Below are 16,340 nucleotides of genomic sequence, written 5' to 3'. Positions count from 1 at the left end.
GCGCAGGTCAGCGGTTTGCCGGGGACGGATGCAGAGCAAGGTAATCGCGCAGAAACTCCACTGTTACACGGACCTTGGCCGAACTCATCAACGGCGAAGTATGCACCGCCCAGATGTCCGCATCTTGCCGGTATTCCGGCAGGACCTGTACCAACCGGCCTTCAGCCAGATCAGTGCGCACATCCCATAGCGAACGCAGCAGTACTCCACGCCCGTCCAGGCACCACTGGCGGGCGATTTCACCATGATTGCTGGAAAGGCTGCCCGTTACCTTGACGGTTTCAGCACCCTGTGGCCCATTGAGATGCCAGATGCCGAACGGCCGGTCGCGCTCCTTGATCACCAGACAATCGTGATTGGACAGCTCGCCAAGGTTCAGCGGCGTACCGTACTGCTTCAGATAAGCCGGGCTCGCACACAGAACCCGCCAGTTACTGGCCAGATGCCTGGCACGCAGATGCGGCGAAATTTCGTTGCCCACGCGGATGTCCAGATCGACGCCTTCCTCGATCAGGTCGACCAGACGGTCCTGAATATCCAGGCGTATATCGAGTTTGGGATAACGCGCCGCCAGTTCTGACAAGGCAGGTGCCACGAAACGGCGACCGAAACCCTGACTGCTGACCACGCGTAGCAGACCGCTGGGCTCGCCGTGCAACGCGGCGACCTCCTCGCCCATCTGCTGTACCGACTCCAGCAAGCCTCGGGCCCACTCGTAAACCCGCTCGCCGTCTTCGGTGATCGACACCTGCCGGGTCGAGCGGTGCAGCAGTACGACACCCATGCCCTGCTCCAGGACTCTGATGCGCTTGCTGACATAGGCAGCAGACATGCCCAGCTCGTCAGCCGCTCCGATGAAACTTGAACGTCGCGCCACATGGATGAACACATTCAAGTCATCAAGACTGGGATAATTATTCACGATTCGTGTTTTCTAAATCAATTAATTCACTGATTATCTTTATATCGTGTGCTTATAACATGGGCCGTCCCAAACAGCCCATGGATCGACTCAGCATATGAACAACAAGAAACTGCGTATTGCGGCCATTGCCGGTGACGGCATCGGCCTTGAAGTGCTGCCGGAAGGTGTGCGTGTGGTACAAGCCGCTGCCGCGAAGTACGGACTGGAACTGGAATTCGAATACTTCGAATGGGCCAGCTGCGACTACTACCTGAAACACGGCAAGATGATGCCGGACGACTGGTTCGAACGACTCAAAGGCTTCGATTCGATCTTCTTCGGTGCCGTAGGCTGGCCGGAAAAGGTCCCGGACCACATCTCCCTGTGGGGCTCGTTGCTCAAGTTTCGCCGCGAATTCGACCAGTACGCCAATATCCGTCCGGTGCGGCTGTTCCCAGGTGTACCCTGCCCGCTGGCCAATCGCGCACCGGGCGATATCGATTTCATCGTGGTCCGGGAAAATACCGAAGGTGAATACTCGTCGCTGGGCGGGATCATGTTCGAAAACACCGAAAACGAATTCGTCCTGCAAGAATCGGTATTCACCCGTCGTGGTGTGGACCGTATTCTCAAGTTCGCCTTCGAGATGGCCAGCAAGCGCGAGCGCAAACATGTCACTTCCGCGACCAAATCCAACGGCATGGCAATCAGCATGCCTTACTGGGACAAGCGCACCGAGGCCATGGCCAGCCAGTATCCTGGCATCAGTTGGGACAAGCAGCACATCGATATTCTGTGCGCGCGCTTTGTGCTGCAACCCGAGCGCTTCGATGTGGTGGTGGCGTCCAATCTGTTCGGCGACATCCTCAGCGACCTCGGCCCGGCGTGCGCGGGCACCATCGGCATTGCGCCGTCAGCCAACCTCAACCCGGAGCGAACATTTCCTTCACTGTTCGAGCCGGTGCATGGCTCAGCACCGGATATCTTCGGCAAGAACATCGCCAACCCGATTGCCATGATCTGGTCAGGCGCGCTGATGCTTGAATTCCTCGGTCAGGGCGATGAGCGCTTTACAGCCGCTCATGACGAGATCATCACCGCCATCGAGCAGGCTATCGCCAATGGCGAAGTCACGCCGGATCTGGGCGGCAAATGCTCGACACAGGAAGCGGGCGCAGCGATTGTCGGGCGGCTGTCTGCGGCCCGGTGAGGCCGACATTGCCTCATCCGGATTTCGACGGCCTGGCCTGCGCTTCCAGTAACTCCACAAAGCGGGTCAGGCTGCGCGATACGGTGCCTCGTCGCCAGATCAGCCAGGTGTGCAGGCAGCGAAATTTTTCGGACAACGGCCAGACACTGACCGTGGCACAACCGGGCATGCTTTCCAGCATGCTGCGTGGCATCAGCGCCAGACCGGCACCGGCGCTGACGCAGGCCAGCATGCCGTGGTAAGACTCCATTTCGTGGATCTTGCCCGGCACTGCAGCGTCCTCGGTAAACCAGCGTTCGAAATGGTGCCGGTATGAGCAGTTGGCACGAAACGCGTAGATGCTTTCCCCGCTCACATCCCGCCCGCGCTTGAGCGGGGCGTGGTTGAGAGGCGCGATGATGACCATTTCCTCTTCGAACACGGGCACGCCGTCGAGCGATGGATGCAGGACAGGGCCGTCGACGAACGCCGCCACCAAGCGTCCGGCGAGCACACCGTCAATCATGGTTCCGGACGGCCCGGTGGACAGGTCCAGCTCGACCTTCGCGTTTTGCTGGTTGTAAGCCGCCAGGAGCGCAGGAATCCTCACAGCAGCCGTGCTTTCCAGCGAGCCCAGTGAAAACGGTCCTTGCGGCTCCTCACCCGAGACTGCCAGCCGTGCTTCGTGTACCAGATCCAGAATGCGCCGCGTGTAATCGAGAAAATTCCAGCCCGCAGGTGACAGTCGTAAACGGTGTTTCTCGCGAATGAACAGGTCCACGCCCAGGTCTTGCTCCAACTGCTTGATGCGCGTAGTCAGGTTCGAGGGCACGCGATGAATATGCTGCGCGGCGGCGCTGATGCTGCCGTGCTCAGCCACCGCTTTGAATATCTCCAGTTGAACCAGATCCATTTCATTCTCCAAACATGAACGATACGGTCATTATTATTCAGTTTTTCAAAGTATTTCACACCTATATTCTGGTCCCACTTCCCACCTCAACAGGATGGCGCAATGACTACTGTCAACAGCAATACCCATGCAATTTCGATCAACCCTGCCTCAGGCGAACAGATCGGCCACTATGCCTTCGAGTCCGATGCAGCTCTGGACGCCAGCCTTTCGCGAGCGGCTGCCGGCTTTGCCGGCTGGAAGCGCACGCCGGTTCAGGAGCGTGCACAACTGATCGTTGCCATGGGCCAGGCTCTGCGCGACGACGTCGAAAACATTGCCCGGATGATCAGTCGGGAAATGGGCAAGCCCGTGGCGCAGGCCAGAGGCGAAGTCGAGAAATGCGCACAGTTGTGCGACTGGTATGCAGCCCAGGGCCCGGCGATGCTGGTGGCTGAGCCGACTCAGGTCGAAGATGACAAGGCACGCATCGAGTACCGCCCGCTAGGCCCCATTCTCGCCGTAATGCCATGGAATTTTCCGGTCTGGCAAGTGCTGCGTGGTGCGATTCCGACGTTGCTGGCCGGTAATACTTACGTGCTCAAACATGCCCCTAATGTAATGGGCTGCGCTTATCTGATGCTGGACGCTTTCAAGCGCGCCGGTTTCCCGGACGGTGTGTTTGAAGTGATCAATGTGACCGCACAAGGCGTCTCAAAGGCCATTGCCGACCCGCGCATCGCCGCCGTCACCCTGACCGGGAGTGTTCGCGCCGGCCAGGCCATTGGTGCTCAGGCCGGTGCGGCGCTCAAGAAGTGCGTGCTGGAGCTGGGAGGTTCCGACCCCTTCATCGTGCTCAATGACGCCGACCTGGATCAGGCGGTAAAGGCTGCGGTCATCGGCCGTTTCCAGAACACTGGCCAGGTATGTGCTGCCGCAAAGCGCCTGATCATCGAGCAAGGTGTGGTCGAGGAGTTCACCCGCCGGTTCGTCGAGCAAACGCGTCAACTGGTTACCGGCGATCCTCTTTCCAGCGAGACTTACATCGGTCCCATGGCCCGCTTCGATTTACGTGACGAGCTTGATGCCCAGGTTCAGGACACCTTGGCCGAGGGGGCAACGCTGTTGCTGGGTGGCAAAAAGGCAGAGGGCCAGGGCAATTACTACGAGCCAACGGTGCTGGGCGATGTCAGCGACCAGATGACCTCGTTCAGGCAGGAACTGTTCGGACCGGTCGCGTCGATCATTACCGCCCGGTATGCTCGGCACGCACTGGAACTGGCCAACGACAGCGACTTCGGCCTGACCGCAACGGTTTACACCCGCGACCTGAAACTGGCAGAGCGTATGACCGAGGAACTGGAAACCGGCGGTGTGTTCATCAACGGTTACAGCGCCTCAGACCCGCGCGTGACCTTCGGCGGCGTGAAGAAAAGCGGCTTTGGCCGTGAGCTTTCGCACTTTGGCGTACGCGAGTTCTGCAATGCACAGACCGTGTGGCGGGATCGTCACTGAGTGTCAAAAACGTTTGATCACAGCAGTCTCCATTCGCAAACAAGCTCGCTGCCACGAAATCCATTGGGTGCTTGTGCGGGAGTGAGCCTGCTTGCGAAGAGACCTTTATGGCCGGTGACGATATCCAGCGCTAGATACCGCAATCAATCCTCGCCAACGTCCACCACTGCTGGGTCGCCAATCGTGTAGAAATGCCCGCCCGCGACATAATGCAGGCTGCGCCATTTTGGGTCGGCTTTTTCAAACTCCCAGTGCCCGTCGTTGAACACACGGTCGTCGGCCCAGGCCCCCACTACCTCGCCAATGAACAGGTCGTAGGTCTGCTGGTTGTGCGGCTCGGGAATAACCTTGCAGACCAGCCAGGCCGAGCATCCTGCGACCAGCGGCGAGTCGTGACCGTCGATGCGGAACAGGTCTACATTCGCCTTGTCCAGCTTGTCCGGAGTGAAGACCTTGCTCTGGGTACCGACGTCGAAGGTCATCTGCAATTGATCCAGATTGGGCACCTGCAATGCAAAGTAGCCGCTCTTCTCCACCAGCCCGCGGGTCTTGGTCATCTTGTCGATTACCAGCGTGACCTTCGGCGGCGAAAAGTCCAGCGCACAGGCCCAGGCCGCAGCCATGACGTTGTGTGTACCCTCGTAGCTGGATGACACCAACACGGTCGGACCGTGGTTAAGCAGACGGTAGGCTTTTTCCAGCTCGACAGGACGAATGTGATTGTCCACTTGAAACCCTCGGAAAACATGATTCGTACCGCTACCGGCAGAGCAGCGAAATAAGGCATTCTGCGTACGCCAGCCGCACTGAACCGCGCGGCTGCAAGCATCCTTTCACCCACTCGAAGGCATCGGATTGAGCAGCATAGACAGCCAGAACCCCAAAGTGTTCGCCTTGGTCCTCGCGGCAGGCAGCAGCAGACGTTTTGAGGGGGATAAACGACAGGCGCTACTGCCCTGCGGACGTACTTTGCTGACGGCAAGTCTTGGTAACGCCAGAAAAGCATTCATTCATGTAGCGGTGATACTGCGTCCGGACGATGACACCGAATCACTCGGTATTCCCGCAGATGTAGCGATCATCCGCAGCGAACATGCAGCCCTGGGCATGGCCCACAGCCTGGCCAGCGGAACCGCCGCCGTGCTGGAGTCGTCAGCCGACGCAGTAGCAGTACTGCTCGCAGATATGCCGTGGATACGCCCGCAGACCCTGCAAGACCTGGCCGGAATGGCCAATCCTCAGCGCATCGTCTTGCCGATGCATGAAGGCCAGCGCGGCCACCCGGTAATCATTGGCCGACAGTTCTGGCCAGCGCTGCTGAAGCTGCAAGGCGATCAAGGCGCGAAGGCCCTGATCATGAATAACCCCGAAGCCTGTGACGCACTGCACTGCAATGACCGTGGCATCCTGTGCGACGCCGACACCCCGTCAGCGCTGGCAGAAGCCTGCCGGCATCACCTTACACCTCGGCACGACTGACACCGTTAGCCACCCGCAGGATGTCAGCCATCACCGCAACGGCGATTTCAGCAGGCGTCTTGCTGCCCAGGTTCAGGCCGATCGGGGCATTGATCCGGTCAAGAACCTCTGCATCCAGCCCGCCGATCCGGCCCAGACGTTCCAGGCGTTTGCTACTGGTACGCATCGACCCCATCGCCCCTATGTAGAACGCCTCGGTACGCACGGCCTCGAGCATGCTCAGATCGTCCAGTTTCGGATCATGCGTCAACGCCAGTACCGCCGTCGAACTGTGACAGCCCCCTTCGGCAATGAACACGGCAGGCAAGACACCACGAACCTCCACGCCCGGCATCGAGAACCCGGAAGTGACCTCGACACGCGGGTCACAGACAATGACTTCATAGCCCATCGCGACGGCAAAACTGGCGCAGAACTCCGCCACCGGTGACAGCCCGGCGAGCAGTACGCGATACACTGCGCCCATGCGAATACTGATGCGCTCGCCGCTCACGTGTATACGCGCTTCGCGCATAGTGGCCGGCCCGATCTCTCTCAGGCCAGTGCCCAATTGCACCTGCCTGCTGACCAACTCACGTCCGGCGAGCGCCTGCTCGATGGCCGCCAGATGTGCATCTGCTTCAGGGCTCGGCGCGATAGACTCGATCAGCACATCCAGCACACCGCCGCACGGCAAAGCCCGCGTTGGCGCGAACCCGCCGTCGCCGTAGCGAACCACCTGATTGATCGGCTGAAACTGTCCTGCAGCGACCCGTTCGAGAAAGTCCTCCTCCACGCAGCCACCCGACAGCGAACCACGATGCTCACCCGAGTTCAGGGCCACCAGCATCGCGCCCGGCCCTCGCGGTGCCGAGCCAAATGTGGAGAGAACCGTGCACAGCCAGACGGCCTTGCCGCTGGCCAGCCAGTCACGTGCCTGTTGTACGACCTGCAAATCAAGCTGTTTCATTGCTACAACCCTGCCATCAGTTTTTCCTTGCTGATCGGCAGGCTGCGCACCCGTTTGCCAGTCGCGTGATACACGGCATTGGCGACCGCCGCTGCGAGCCCGGCCACACCGATCTCGCCAATTCCCCGCGCTCCGAACTCGCCCAGGTTATAGTCCGGGTAATCGAGCAACATGACGTCGATGTCGGGCTGATCCGCATGCACTGGCACCACGTACTCTGCATAGTTGTTATTGACCGGCATGCCGCTGCGAGGGTCGTATTCACCGGCTTCGAACAACGCCATGCCGATGCCCATCACAATGGCCCCCTCCACCTGATTGCGCGCTGCCAGCGGGCTGACGACCTTGCCCATGTCGATGGCGCTGACGACCCGTGATACACGCAAGCTGGAGATGCCTGGATCCCAGCGCACTTCGACAAAGTGCACACCAAAAGAGCGGAATGAATACTTGCCCGCTTCTGGCATGCCGCTCTGGAAGTTGCCCTCGGCGCGCGACAGACGCTGGCGATTCAAAACATCGGCGAAACCGACGCGCTGCTCGCCCATCACCAGTTGCCCGTTCTCGACCTTGATCGATTCGGCGTCCTGTCCGGCAAATACAGCATCCTTGCTCACAGCGTACTGGCGAAGCTTTTGCAACGCTTCGCGCGTAGCTCCGGCAATTGCCGGCATCACGCTGGCGGTGACCCACGAACCACCGGACACAGGGCCCGCGGGGAAAGATGAGCTGCCCAGCTCCACCTCTACACGCTCTACGGGAATGCCGGTCAGTTGACTGACCGTCTGCGCGACGATCGTGTACGTCCCGGTGCCGATATCCTGCAAGCCACACTGAGCAAGGGCAGTACCGTCGGAACGCAGAATGACTCGTGCATCGGTGGGCACTTGATAGGCCTCCCAGTTGCACGCGCCCATGCCGTAACCAATGATTTCGTCGCCTTCACGCATCGAGCCGATATCGGCCTTGCGTGCGTGCCAGCCAAATCGCTCGGCAGCTTTGTCGATGGCTTCCGGCAAGTGGTTACTGGACCACGGCAAGCCGACGCTTTGATCCTTGTCGGCCAGGTTCAGCTTGCGAAATGCCAACGGGTCCATACCGCTGGCAAGGGCCATTTCGTCAATGGCCGATTCCAGCGCAAACAGCCCCGGTGCCGCCCCCGGTGCCCGCATGGAAGTCGGTGTCCCGCGGTTGATCGGGCTGATCTTGTGACTGACCAGCACGTTATCGCAGGCATACAGGCTTTTGGTCACGCCACCGCAGTTTTCAGTGTAGTCATCGAGCATCGAGGTGTTGTTGAACGACTCATGACGAATCGACACCAGCTTGCCGCTGGCATCGGTGGCCAGACGCAAGCGCTGGCGTGTTTCCGGACGATGGCCCACGGTGGTAAACATCTGCGCTCTGGGCAACACCAGTTGCACCGGTCGACCGGTGACTCTGGCAGCGGCACAGGCCGCCACAGAATGCGGCCATGGCCACAGTTTGCCGCCAAAACCGGAGCCTATGAACGGTGCCCGCACTTCGACGCGGTCGGGTGAAAGGTCGAAAACGTTGGCCAGCAGGTTGCGATGGTTGACCACGCCCTGGGTACTTTCATAGACAAACAGCTTGCCGTCCTGCCACCACGCGGTACTGGCGTGCATCTCCATCGGGTTATGCACTTCGACCGGTGTGGTGTAGGTCTGATCGACCTTCACTTGCGCGCCGTCAAATGCGCTGTCCGGTTTACCCCGGTTATGCCCGGCGCCACCGTCGAGAGCACCATTGACACGCATGCCTTCGTCGAGGTCCTTGACCGCCGGGCGCTCGTCATACTCGACCGTCACGCGGTAGGCAGCCGCCCTCGCCTGCTCGAAGCTCTCGGCCACCACCAGCGCCACAAACTGGCCAGGGTAATAAACCCGGTCATCCTCGAACGGCAGGCGATGCTCGTCTGCCTTGCTCGCCGAGAGCATCTTGGCAAAGCTCAATTTGGTGTTGGGGGTACGGTGCAACGAGGGAAAGTTGTCATGATGAAAGATATCGACCACGCCAGGCATCGCCTTGGCCTGCTGATCCTTTATGGCCACCACACGCCCGTTGGCGATGGTGCTGTAGACGCCATAGGCATAAAGCATTTTGCCCATCGGGTGATCGGCGGCATAACGCGCCTCACCACTGACTTTCTTGCCGCCGTCGATGCGACGCTGCGGCATACCAATAATGTTTTCGCTCATGAGAATGTCCTAGGCCGTGAGGTCGCGAAGATTGCGGACAATGACCTGCTGACCCAGCGGGATCTTGAAGGCGTTGTGCTCATAGGCGCGTGCGCACTTCATCGCCAGCTCTGCGACCTGCACAAAGGTGTTCATATCGGCACGCTGACCGATCAATGCGCGTTCGGCCTCCACGGCACGCCAGGGTTTGGTCCCCACACCACCTAAGGCGATGCGTGCATCGGCAATACGCTTGCCGTCCATCACCACAATCACTGCACTGGAGGCCAGGGCAAACTGGTAAGACGTGCGATCGCGCAGCTTGAGGTAAGAGGAACGAGCGCCTGACAGTGGCGCGTCAAGGGTCACGTGAGTGATCAGCTCGTGGGCTGCCAACGCATGTTCGCGCTGCGGCGTGTCACCGGGCAGCAGATGAAAGTCGGCATACGGGATGTCCCGAGAACCGTCGGCCCCCTGCACAGTGACCTGTGCGCCAATGGCTGCGATGCCGACACACATGTCCGACGGATGCGTTGCGATGCAGTGATCACTGGTGCCCAGCACCGCATGCACGCTGCGGTTCATGCCACCTATTGCCGCGCAACCGGAGCCCGGCTGGCGCTTGTTACAAGCTGAAATACCGTCACGAAAATACGGGCAGCGTACCCGCTGCATCACATTGCCAGCAGTGGTGGCTTTGTTGCGCAGTTGTGTTGAAGCGCCCGCGAGAATGGCTTCGGACAAGACCGGGTAGCGCTGCTGTACCAAGGGGTGGCTGGCCAGATCGGTATTACTGACCAGCGCGCCAATGCGCAAGCGGCCATCGGGCAGAGACTCGACCTGCTTAAGCGAAAGATGGTTGATGTCCACCAGTTGCTGCGGCTGCATCACATCCAGTTTGACGAGGTCTAGCAGCGTGGTGCCACCCGCCAGATAAAAGCGCTGCCCGTCAGCCGACGCGGTGCTGAATGCCTGCGCGGGCGACGCCGCCCTGGCGTAATCGAAGGTTCGCATCAGGCAGCCCCTCCCATCTTCGAACGTGCAGATTGCACAGCCGAGAGAATATTTTTATAGGCACCGCAGCGGCAGATATTGCCACTCATGGCTTCCCTGACACTGGCGTCATCGGAGGGAATGTTCGGATCCTTGAGAATCGCGACTGCGCTCATGATCTGTCCGGAAGTGCAATAACCGCACTGGTAGGCGTCGTGCTCCCAGAACGCTTCCTGAACCGGATGCAGCGTGCCGTTCTCGGCCAGACCTTCGATGGTAGTGATGCTGTCACCCTGATGCTGGACAGCAATGGACAGGCAGGAGTTGATCGCAATGCCATTGACCAGCAGCGTGCAGGCACCGCACTGGCCGTGGTCGCAGCCCTTCTTGGTGCCAGTCAGTTGCAGGCGGTCACGCAGTACATCAAGCAGAACCGCATTGGCCGGAACGTTCAGGGTATGCACCCGACCATTGACCTTCAACTGAATGCGCTGTTCACCCGCTGCAGGCGCGTCACTGTCTTCGACCACGGGCGCCACAGGAGCCGCCTGCAGCATGCCTTCGGAGGGTATCCAGGTAGACAGCGTGGCGGCAGCAATGCCGGAAGCACCGAATTTCAGAAAGTTTCGGCGCGAGGGCTGCACGGCACTGCTGTCCACAGCAGATTCCTTGTGCTTCTTGGGTTCACTCATCAGGATCACTCGGTAATAGCCGACGCAGCTGTAGAGCGACGGGCGTTATTGTGTGGTCGGCGGCCTGGCGCGTACTCCTGCTCACAGGTGCGCTGCCTTCATCTTTTTTCATCGGTCTTTCGGGGGTGATCAAAGCCAAAACGCTATCACCAGTTAAGTGTTTAACTGGTCAGCGCTTCTAAAGTTCCAACTGTTTGACGGGCGTCTGTATCCAGTGATTGCAGCCGCTGAACACGAAAGCTGTGTATCGACCCTAGCAGGTGGCCGGGACGCTGATTAGCCACGCAAATTGAAACGCTCTTATGAGAGCTGCTCATGAATGCACGCGAAGCACGTGCAAATGCTCGCACGCAAAGGGCTCAGTTCGACTGAGTTCCCCTGTTTTGAGCAGCGATTAAAGACTCGGGCAAAAAGGACGATATAGACAGAGGCTGGTTGTGAAGCGTCTAAATCAAGGCATTCGCGCCCGATTTGATGATGGCATCTCGCAACTGACGCACACATTATGCGAAAATGCTGCGTCTTTGCCGGTGTGCCACCGTGGGTATGACGCAGCACGCGCGTAAAAAATGCGCGTCAGGCGTGCCTCCATGCCCCGATGCGGCGTCTCAGACTCCGTGAACAGGCTGACCAGGTGTGTCTTCAGAATGTACCCAGGACAAGATTCCCGGGCATCGCAGTACACCAACAGAGCAAATGTCACTCATGACGCTGAATCCAATGATGATAAGAAGTCAGCGCAGCAGGACATAAATTGAGGTCTCGAGCGGTATTATATTGGCCTTGTATGTCCACCTCTAGTCCCTGTGGGTGCGAGCGTTTGTCGCAGGCTTCGATGCGTGTGACAGGCCTTTTTCTTCAGGAGTAGTCGGCGGATGGCGTTTATCAGATGGATGACAGAATGTTTAAACAAGTGAACACGGCCCTCCTGGGTCTGGCCATTTCCATGGGCTTGATGCCTGTGCAGGCGGCTGAAACCAAGAAAGTCGACGTCCTGCTCGTCGGCGGCGGCATCATGAGCGCAACCCTGGCGGTCTGGCTCAATGAACTGGAGCCAAGCTGGTCGATGGAAATGGTCGAGCGCCTCGATGGCGTGGCCGAAGAAAGCTCCAACGGCTGGAACAACGCCGGTACTGGCCACTCGGCTTTGGCCGAACTGAACTACACCCCGGAAGACAAGAACGGCAACGTCGACATCTCCAAGGCCATCGAGATCAACGAAGCGTTCCAGATTTCCCGTCAGTTCTGGTCGTGGCAGGTCAAGACCGGCGTCCTGAAAAACCCGCGTTCGTTCATCAACTCCACGCCGCACATGAGCTTTGTGTGGGGCGACAACAACATCCAGTTCCTGCGCAAGCGTTACGCGGCATTGCAGGCCAGCCCGCTGTTCAGCGGCATGCAGTACTCCGAAGACCACGAGCAGATCAAGAAGTGGGTCCCGTTGATGATGGAAGGTCGTGATCCGGCGCAAAAGCTGGCCGCAACCTGGAGCCCGATCGGCACTGACGTCAACTTCGGCGAGATCACTCGCCAGTTCGTCGCCACCCTGAAAGCCAAGCCTAACTTCAACCTGCAGCTGTCGAGTGAAGTCAATGACATCACTCACAACGACGATGGCACCTGGCGCGTCAAGTACAAGAACCTGAAAGACGGTACGGTCACCGAAACTGACACCAAGTTCCTGTTTATCGGCGCCGGCGGTGCTGCCCTGCACCTGCTGCAAGAGTCCGGTATCCCTGAAGCCAAGGAATACGGCGGCTTCCCGGTTGGCGGTTCGTGGCTCGTCACCGACAACCAGACCCTGGCCATGCAGCACATGGGCAAGGCCTATGGTATCGCGTCGACTGGCGCGCCACCCATGTCGGTTCCTCACCTGGACACCCGTGTCCTGGACGGCAAGCGTGTGATCCTGTTTGGCCCGTTCGCGACCTTCTCGACGAAGTTCCTGAAAAACGGTTCTTACCTGGACCTGCTGACCAGCACCACGACTCACAACGTGTGGCCGATGACCCGCGTTGGTATCGAACAGTACCCGCTGATCGAATACCTGGCGGGCCAGGTCATGATGTCTGACGACGATCGCTTCGCTGCTTTGCAGCAGTACTTCCCGAACGCCAAGAAAGAAGACTGGCGCCTGATGCAAGCCGGTCAGCGCGTACAGATCATCAAGCGTGACGAAGAGAAAGGCGGCGTTCTGAAGCTCGGTACCGAAATCGTAGCGTCCAAGGACGGCAGCATTGCCGGCCTGCTGGGTGCTTCTCCAGGTGCCTCGACTGCAGCACCGATCATGCTGGGCGTGCTTGAGAAAGTATTCAAGGACAAGGTGGCGACTCCGGAATGGCAGGCAAAACTGCACCAGATCGTACCTAGCTACGGCACCAAGCTGAACAACAACCCGGATCGCGTTGCCGAGGAATGGGCTTACACAGCCGAAGTCCTGCAACTGACTCCACCACCGCCGGTGAACAAGACAGGCAACGCTCCAACGCTTGCTGCACAGCCAGCGAAAAGCAATCCAGCCAGTGACATGGCGCTATAAGGCTTTCACAGCTTGAAGCGAAGCCCCGCCAGGCTCTGTCTGGCGGGGCTTTTTTGTGACTGTTGAATACCGGCCATAAAACACTTAAAGCCACACATCTGACTGGCACTTGTCACGTTGACCGGGCCAAACGATTTCTGCAGTCGGCTTTTCGACTAATCAGGGAGCGCCAAAGAGCATGGTCCAGTACACGCCGTAATCAGTGTCCGTGCCCGTCGCATAGGCTGCGCCGACTTCGGTGAACATCGGGTTCATCAGGTTGGCGCAATGTCCCGGGCTGGCCAGCCAGCTCGCCATCGCTTTGCTTGCGGTGCTCTGCCCTGCAGCGATGTTTTCACCAATCTGTCGCCCGCCGTAACCTGCGGCCCGAGCGCGATCGGCCGGTGAATCGTTATCGAAACCGCGATGCGTAAAGTAATTCTCGCTGGCCATCGACTGACTGTGCCCCTGCGCGGCCATTTCCAGAGTTGGGTTCCAGCTCAACGGTCTGGCCGACGGGAAAGGTCGCTTGCCACACAGACGCGGTTTGGCTCGCGCAGCATTCACTTGTGCCAGGAGCAATCGACCCGTTGATCGTGCATCTTCAAGGTTTTCGTCAATCAACGGCTTAGCCAGCACCACACGCCAGTTGTTACGCGCTTGAGTAACGCCGATGTCGGCGTATTGCGGATCAAGCAGAGCACTGCAGTAACGGTCCTTGAGCATATCGAACGCTTCATTGCCGCTCTGCGCGCCGACCAGCCTTATGGTGCGGACAGTCACCGCCTGATAGCCGGATGCCTTGAGCGCATCACGTGAATTGCCGGCGAAATCGATCGGCAGCGCTACAGCGGCATTGAGCGTCAGAGCTCTGGAGATTTTGCTTGTACGTGCGTCGCAACGCTGAGGCTGACCGCGAAAATCATTGATGGCCTGGACCAGTTGTCGCTCGTCACCGGCACTGGCATGGCTGACATACAGGGGCAACAAAGCCATGAAGTACAACGAGGTGCGCCAGGCAAAACGGGGTATATCAGGCATAAGGGCGGACTCGATCAGGATAAGACACGCCATGGATTTCAGGGCCCGGATAGGACCCTGAAAAGCTCTTATAGTTCCTGCTGCACTGTCCGAGACCGTCGCAGGGCAGGCTCAGAGCTTGCCTGTCTCACCCGTCGCTTCACCAATACTGGCAAGTGTGATCTCTATCTCATTGATGGACTGTTCAAGGGCGTCGAACGACTGTTGAATGACCTCCCTGTCATCTACCGTCTGATGGCCGCGCAGGCTCTCGACACGTTCCAGTTCGCTGAGCTGCAGATCACCAATCCCTTTGCGCAGCGATTGCAGTATTGCCCACACTGATCTGAATTGCTGCTGACTACTGTCCGTCATGCTCTGCTCTCCTGCCAAGTCGTCGAATGTGTTACTGAGACCCTTCGCGCGCAACATGTGCTCCACGCTGAGCAACGTGTTTATTCCAGCGTCGACCGGACAAAAAACCGCTGGTCCAGGCCATTTTCGATCACGTTGAATTTACCTGCGCAGCGATGATCTTTGTTTGACACCTGTATCTGCACAGAAAGGATTCTTTCGACATGACCACCGTTCCCGAAACTCCATCGCTGCGCCGGGCAATCACGGCGCCCATGCTGACATTGTTCATCCTCGGCGACGTGCTCGGTGCCGGTGTCTACGCATTGGCAGGCACAATAGCCGGACGGGTCGGCGGAGCCATCTGGGCCCCCCTGCTGATTGCCCTTTGCTTTGCCCTGTTGACCGCAGCGTCGTATGCCGAACTGGTGACCAAGTACCCGCGTGCAGGCGGTGCGGCGGTGTATGCCGAAAAAGCTTTCGGTAAGCCGTTGCTGTCATTTCTGGTGGGCTTTTGCATGGTCGCGGCAGGCGTCACCAGCGCTGCCGGGCTGGCGGTAGCGTTTGCCGGCGACTATTTCCAGGCCCTGGTAAACTGGCCCGCGCAATGGGTATGTGTCGGTTTTCTCATCGTCGTCGCGCTGCTGAACGCGCGCGGTATCAAGGAGTCGCTGTCGGCCAATCTGGTGATGACCTTGATTGAGTTGAGCGGGCTGGCGATGGTGATTGCCGCCGCAGCCTGGTTCGTCAGCCAGGGCAATGGTGTACCACAGCGCGTATTCGAACTGGACACAGGCTCACCGGCCACGGCGATTCTCGCCGCATCGTTGCTGGCGTTCTATTCTTTTGTGGGCTTTGAGACATCCGCCAACCTGGCCGAAGAGATCAAGGATGTGCGCAGGGTTTATCCACGCGCACTGTTCGGCGCATTGCTGATTGCCGGTGCGGTTTACATGCTGGTCGGCGCAGGCGCGGCAATGGTGTTGCCTGTCGAACAGCTGAAGGTTTCGCAAACACCCTTGATGGATGTCGTCAGCGCGTCCGGGCTGGGAATACCCGCGCCTTGGTTCGCGGTGATCGCACTGATTGCAGTTGCCAATGGTGCGCTGCTGACCATGATCATGGCCAGCAGACTGACCTTCGGGATGGCACGTGAAGGGCTGCTGCCTTCTGTCATGGGCTCTGTTCTGCCTCGACGGCGCACACCGGGCGTGGCCATTCTCGCGACCACAGCGGTAGCCATCGCGCTGTCGTTTACCAGCACCCTGACAACGCTTGCGGAAACCGTGGTGCTACTGCTGCTGTTCGTCTTTCTCAGCGTCAATATTGCGGTGCTGGTGCTCAAACGCGACAAGGTCGAGGCTGGTCATTTTCAGGTTCACTGGGTGATTCCGGTATTGGCAATCCTCTCCTGCCTGCTTTTGCTGACGCAGCAAGGCCCCGAAACCTGGCTACGTGCTGCAATGATGCTTGCTGTGGGAGCCGCGCTTTATGGCTTGGCCCGACTGGGCAGTTCCACGCTCGTTTCACACCCTCATTGAGGTGCGCAAAGGCCATGTCCGGCTCGTCGAAGACAGGTGAAAAGAGCAGCAGGAAACTTCGCCCAAGAGGGAGCACGCACACTGAGTGAAACTTTA

General features: G+C 58.9%; 14 protein-coding genes. 5 read left to right on the top strand and 9 right to left on the bottom strand.

Translation table 11 applies throughout. From position 1 onward, the window contains the following. Positions 1-7: 7 nt before the first annotated feature. A complete protein-coding gene (locus tag MME58_RS12615) occupies positions 8-922 on the bottom strand; it encodes a LysR substrate-binding domain-containing protein (protein ID WP_055006817.1) in 915 nt (304 codons plus the stop codon). 97 nt (positions 923-1,019) lie between these two features. On the opposite strand from MME58_RS12615, the gene MME58_RS12610 reads away from it, so the two are divergent. Continuing rightward, positions 1,020-2,114, top strand: a complete 1,095-nt coding sequence (locus MME58_RS12610; protein ID WP_055006816.1) for a tartrate dehydrogenase — start codon at positions 1,020-1,022, stop codon at positions 2,112-2,114. A gap of 13 nt (positions 2,115-2,127) precedes the next feature. Here MME58_RS12610 and ptrR read toward each other — a convergent pair whose 3' ends face one another. Then, the gene (gene ptrR, locus MME58_RS12605) at positions 2,128-3,006 is read right to left on the bottom strand and encodes a putrescine utilization regulator PtrR (RefSeq protein WP_054984840.1); all 879 of its coding nucleotides are present in this window, start codon (positions 3,004-3,006) and stop codon (positions 2,128-2,130) included. A gap of 102 nt (positions 3,007-3,108) precedes the next feature. Between ptrR and MME58_RS12600 the strand changes: the two genes are divergently transcribed. Beyond that, positions 3,109-4,500, top strand: a complete 1,392-nt coding sequence (locus tag MME58_RS12600; RefSeq protein ID WP_055006815.1) for an aldehyde dehydrogenase family protein — start codon at positions 3,109-3,111, stop codon at positions 4,498-4,500. A gap of 143 nt (positions 4,501-4,643) precedes the next feature. Here MME58_RS12600 and MME58_RS12595 read toward each other — a convergent pair whose 3' ends face one another. Continuing rightward, on the bottom strand, positions 4,644-5,228 hold the full coding sequence (locus tag MME58_RS12595; RefSeq protein WP_054984842.1) for a flavin reductase family protein: 585 nt from the start codon (positions 5,226-5,228) through the stop codon (positions 4,644-4,646). Between the two features lie 127 nt (positions 5,229-5,355). Here MME58_RS12595 and MME58_RS12590 point away from each other — a divergent pair, with 127 nt between their 5' ends. Beyond that, positions 5,356-5,979: a nucleotidyltransferase family protein gene (locus MME58_RS12590; protein ID WP_054984843.1), complete on the top strand. Its 624-nt coding sequence runs from the start codon at positions 5,356-5,358 to the stop codon at positions 5,977-5,979. Here MME58_RS12590 and MME58_RS12585 read toward each other — a convergent pair. From MME58_RS12585 to MME58_RS12570, 4 genes are read right to left on the bottom strand one after another with little or no spacing between them, the layout of a single operon-like run. After that, a complete protein-coding gene (locus tag MME58_RS12585) occupies positions 5,960-6,928 on the bottom strand; it encodes an XdhC family protein (protein WP_055006814.1) in 969 nt (322 codons plus the stop codon). The two genes, MME58_RS12590 and MME58_RS12585, sit on opposite strands and share 20 nt — an antisense overlap. A 2-nt stretch (positions 6,929-6,930) precedes the next feature. Further along, complete coding sequence (locus tag MME58_RS12580; RefSeq protein WP_055006813.1) at positions 6,931-9,147, bottom strand: xanthine dehydrogenase family protein molybdopterin-binding subunit; 2,217 nt, start codon at positions 9,145-9,147, stop codon at positions 6,931-6,933. Between the two features lie 9 nt (positions 9,148-9,156). Beyond that, positions 9,157-10,140: an FAD binding domain-containing protein gene (locus tag MME58_RS12575; RefSeq protein ID WP_055006812.1), complete on the bottom strand. Its 984-nt coding sequence runs from the start codon at positions 10,138-10,140 to the stop codon at positions 9,157-9,159. Then, the gene (locus MME58_RS12570) at positions 10,140-10,811 is read right to left on the bottom strand and encodes a (2Fe-2S)-binding protein (RefSeq protein ID WP_054984847.1); all 672 of its coding nucleotides are present in this window, start codon (positions 10,809-10,811) and stop codon (positions 10,140-10,142) included. The genes MME58_RS12575 and MME58_RS12570 overlap by 1 nt, the downstream gene beginning before the upstream one ends. 901 nt (positions 10,812-11,712) lie before the next feature. Here MME58_RS12570 and mqo point away from each other — a divergent pair. Next, the gene (gene mqo, locus MME58_RS12565) at positions 11,713-13,350 is read left to right on the top strand and encodes a malate dehydrogenase (quinone) (RefSeq protein WP_055006836.1); all 1,638 of its coding nucleotides are present in this window, start codon (positions 11,713-11,715) and stop codon (positions 13,348-13,350) included. A 159-nt stretch (positions 13,351-13,509) separates the two neighbouring features. Here mqo and MME58_RS12560 read toward each other — a convergent pair whose 3' ends face one another. Together MME58_RS12560 and MME58_RS12555 are read right to left on the bottom strand one after the other, a co-directional pair. After that, entirely contained in the window at positions 13,510-14,370 is an 861-nt protein-coding gene (locus MME58_RS12560; protein ID WP_054984848.1) for a CAP domain-containing protein, read from the bottom strand. A 111-nt stretch (positions 14,371-14,481) separates the two neighbouring features. Continuing rightward, a complete protein-coding gene (locus MME58_RS12555) occupies positions 14,482-14,724 on the bottom strand; it encodes a hypothetical protein (protein WP_054984899.1) in 243 nt (80 codons plus the stop codon). 203 nt (positions 14,725-14,927) lie between these two features. Here MME58_RS12555 and MME58_RS12550 point away from each other — a divergent pair, with 203 nt between their 5' ends. Then, entirely contained in the window at positions 14,928-16,244 is a 1,317-nt protein-coding gene (locus MME58_RS12550; RefSeq protein ID WP_055006811.1) for an APC family permease, read from the top strand. Positions 16,245-16,340: the final 96 nt, after the last annotated feature.

The sequence above is a fragment of the Pseudomonas syringae pv. tagetis genome, assembly GCF_022557255.1.
Lineage (GTDB): Bacteria > Pseudomonadota > Gammaproteobacteria > Pseudomonadales > Pseudomonadaceae > Aquipseudomonas > Aquipseudomonas caricapapayae.
This window is presented reverse-complemented; position numbering and strand designations above follow the sequence as displayed.

Coding starts and splice junctions, on each gene's coding strand:
- MME58_RS12600 (WP_055006815.1), top strand. CDS start 3,109: ATGACTACTGTCAACAGCAATACCCATGCAATTTCGATCAACCCTGCC.
- MME58_RS12550 (WP_055006811.1), top strand. CDS start 14,928: ATGACCACCGTTCCCGAAACTCCATCGCTGCGCCGGGCAATCACGGCG.
- MME58_RS12585 (WP_055006814.1), bottom strand. CDS start 6,928: ATGAAACAGCTTGATTTGCAGGTCGTACAACAGGCACGTGACTGGCTG.
- MME58_RS12610 (WP_055006816.1), top strand. CDS start 1,020: ATGAACAACAAGAAACTGCGTATTGCGGCCATTGCCGGTGACGGCATC.
- MME58_RS12580 (WP_055006813.1), bottom strand. CDS start 9,147: ATGAGCGAAAACATTATTGGTATGCCGCAGCGTCGCATCGACGGCGGC.
- MME58_RS12560 (WP_054984848.1), bottom strand. CDS start 14,370: ATGCCTGATATACCCCGTTTTGCCTGGCGCACCTCGTTGTACTTCATG.
- MME58_RS12570 (WP_054984847.1), bottom strand. CDS start 10,811: ATGAGTGAACCCAAGAAGCACAAGGAATCTGCTGTGGACAGCAGTGCC.
- MME58_RS12575 (WP_055006812.1), bottom strand. CDS start 10,140: ATGCGAACCTTCGATTACGCCAGGGCGGCGTCGCCCGCGCAGGCATTC.
- MME58_RS12555 (WP_054984899.1), bottom strand. CDS start 14,724: ATGACGGACAGTAGTCAGCAGCAATTCAGATCAGTGTGGGCAATACTG.
- ptrR (WP_054984840.1), bottom strand. CDS start 3,006: ATGGATCTGGTTCAACTGGAGATATTCAAAGCGGTGGCTGAGCACGGC.
- mqo (WP_055006836.1), top strand. CDS start 11,713: ATGTTTAAACAAGTGAACACGGCCCTCCTGGGTCTGGCCATTTCCATG.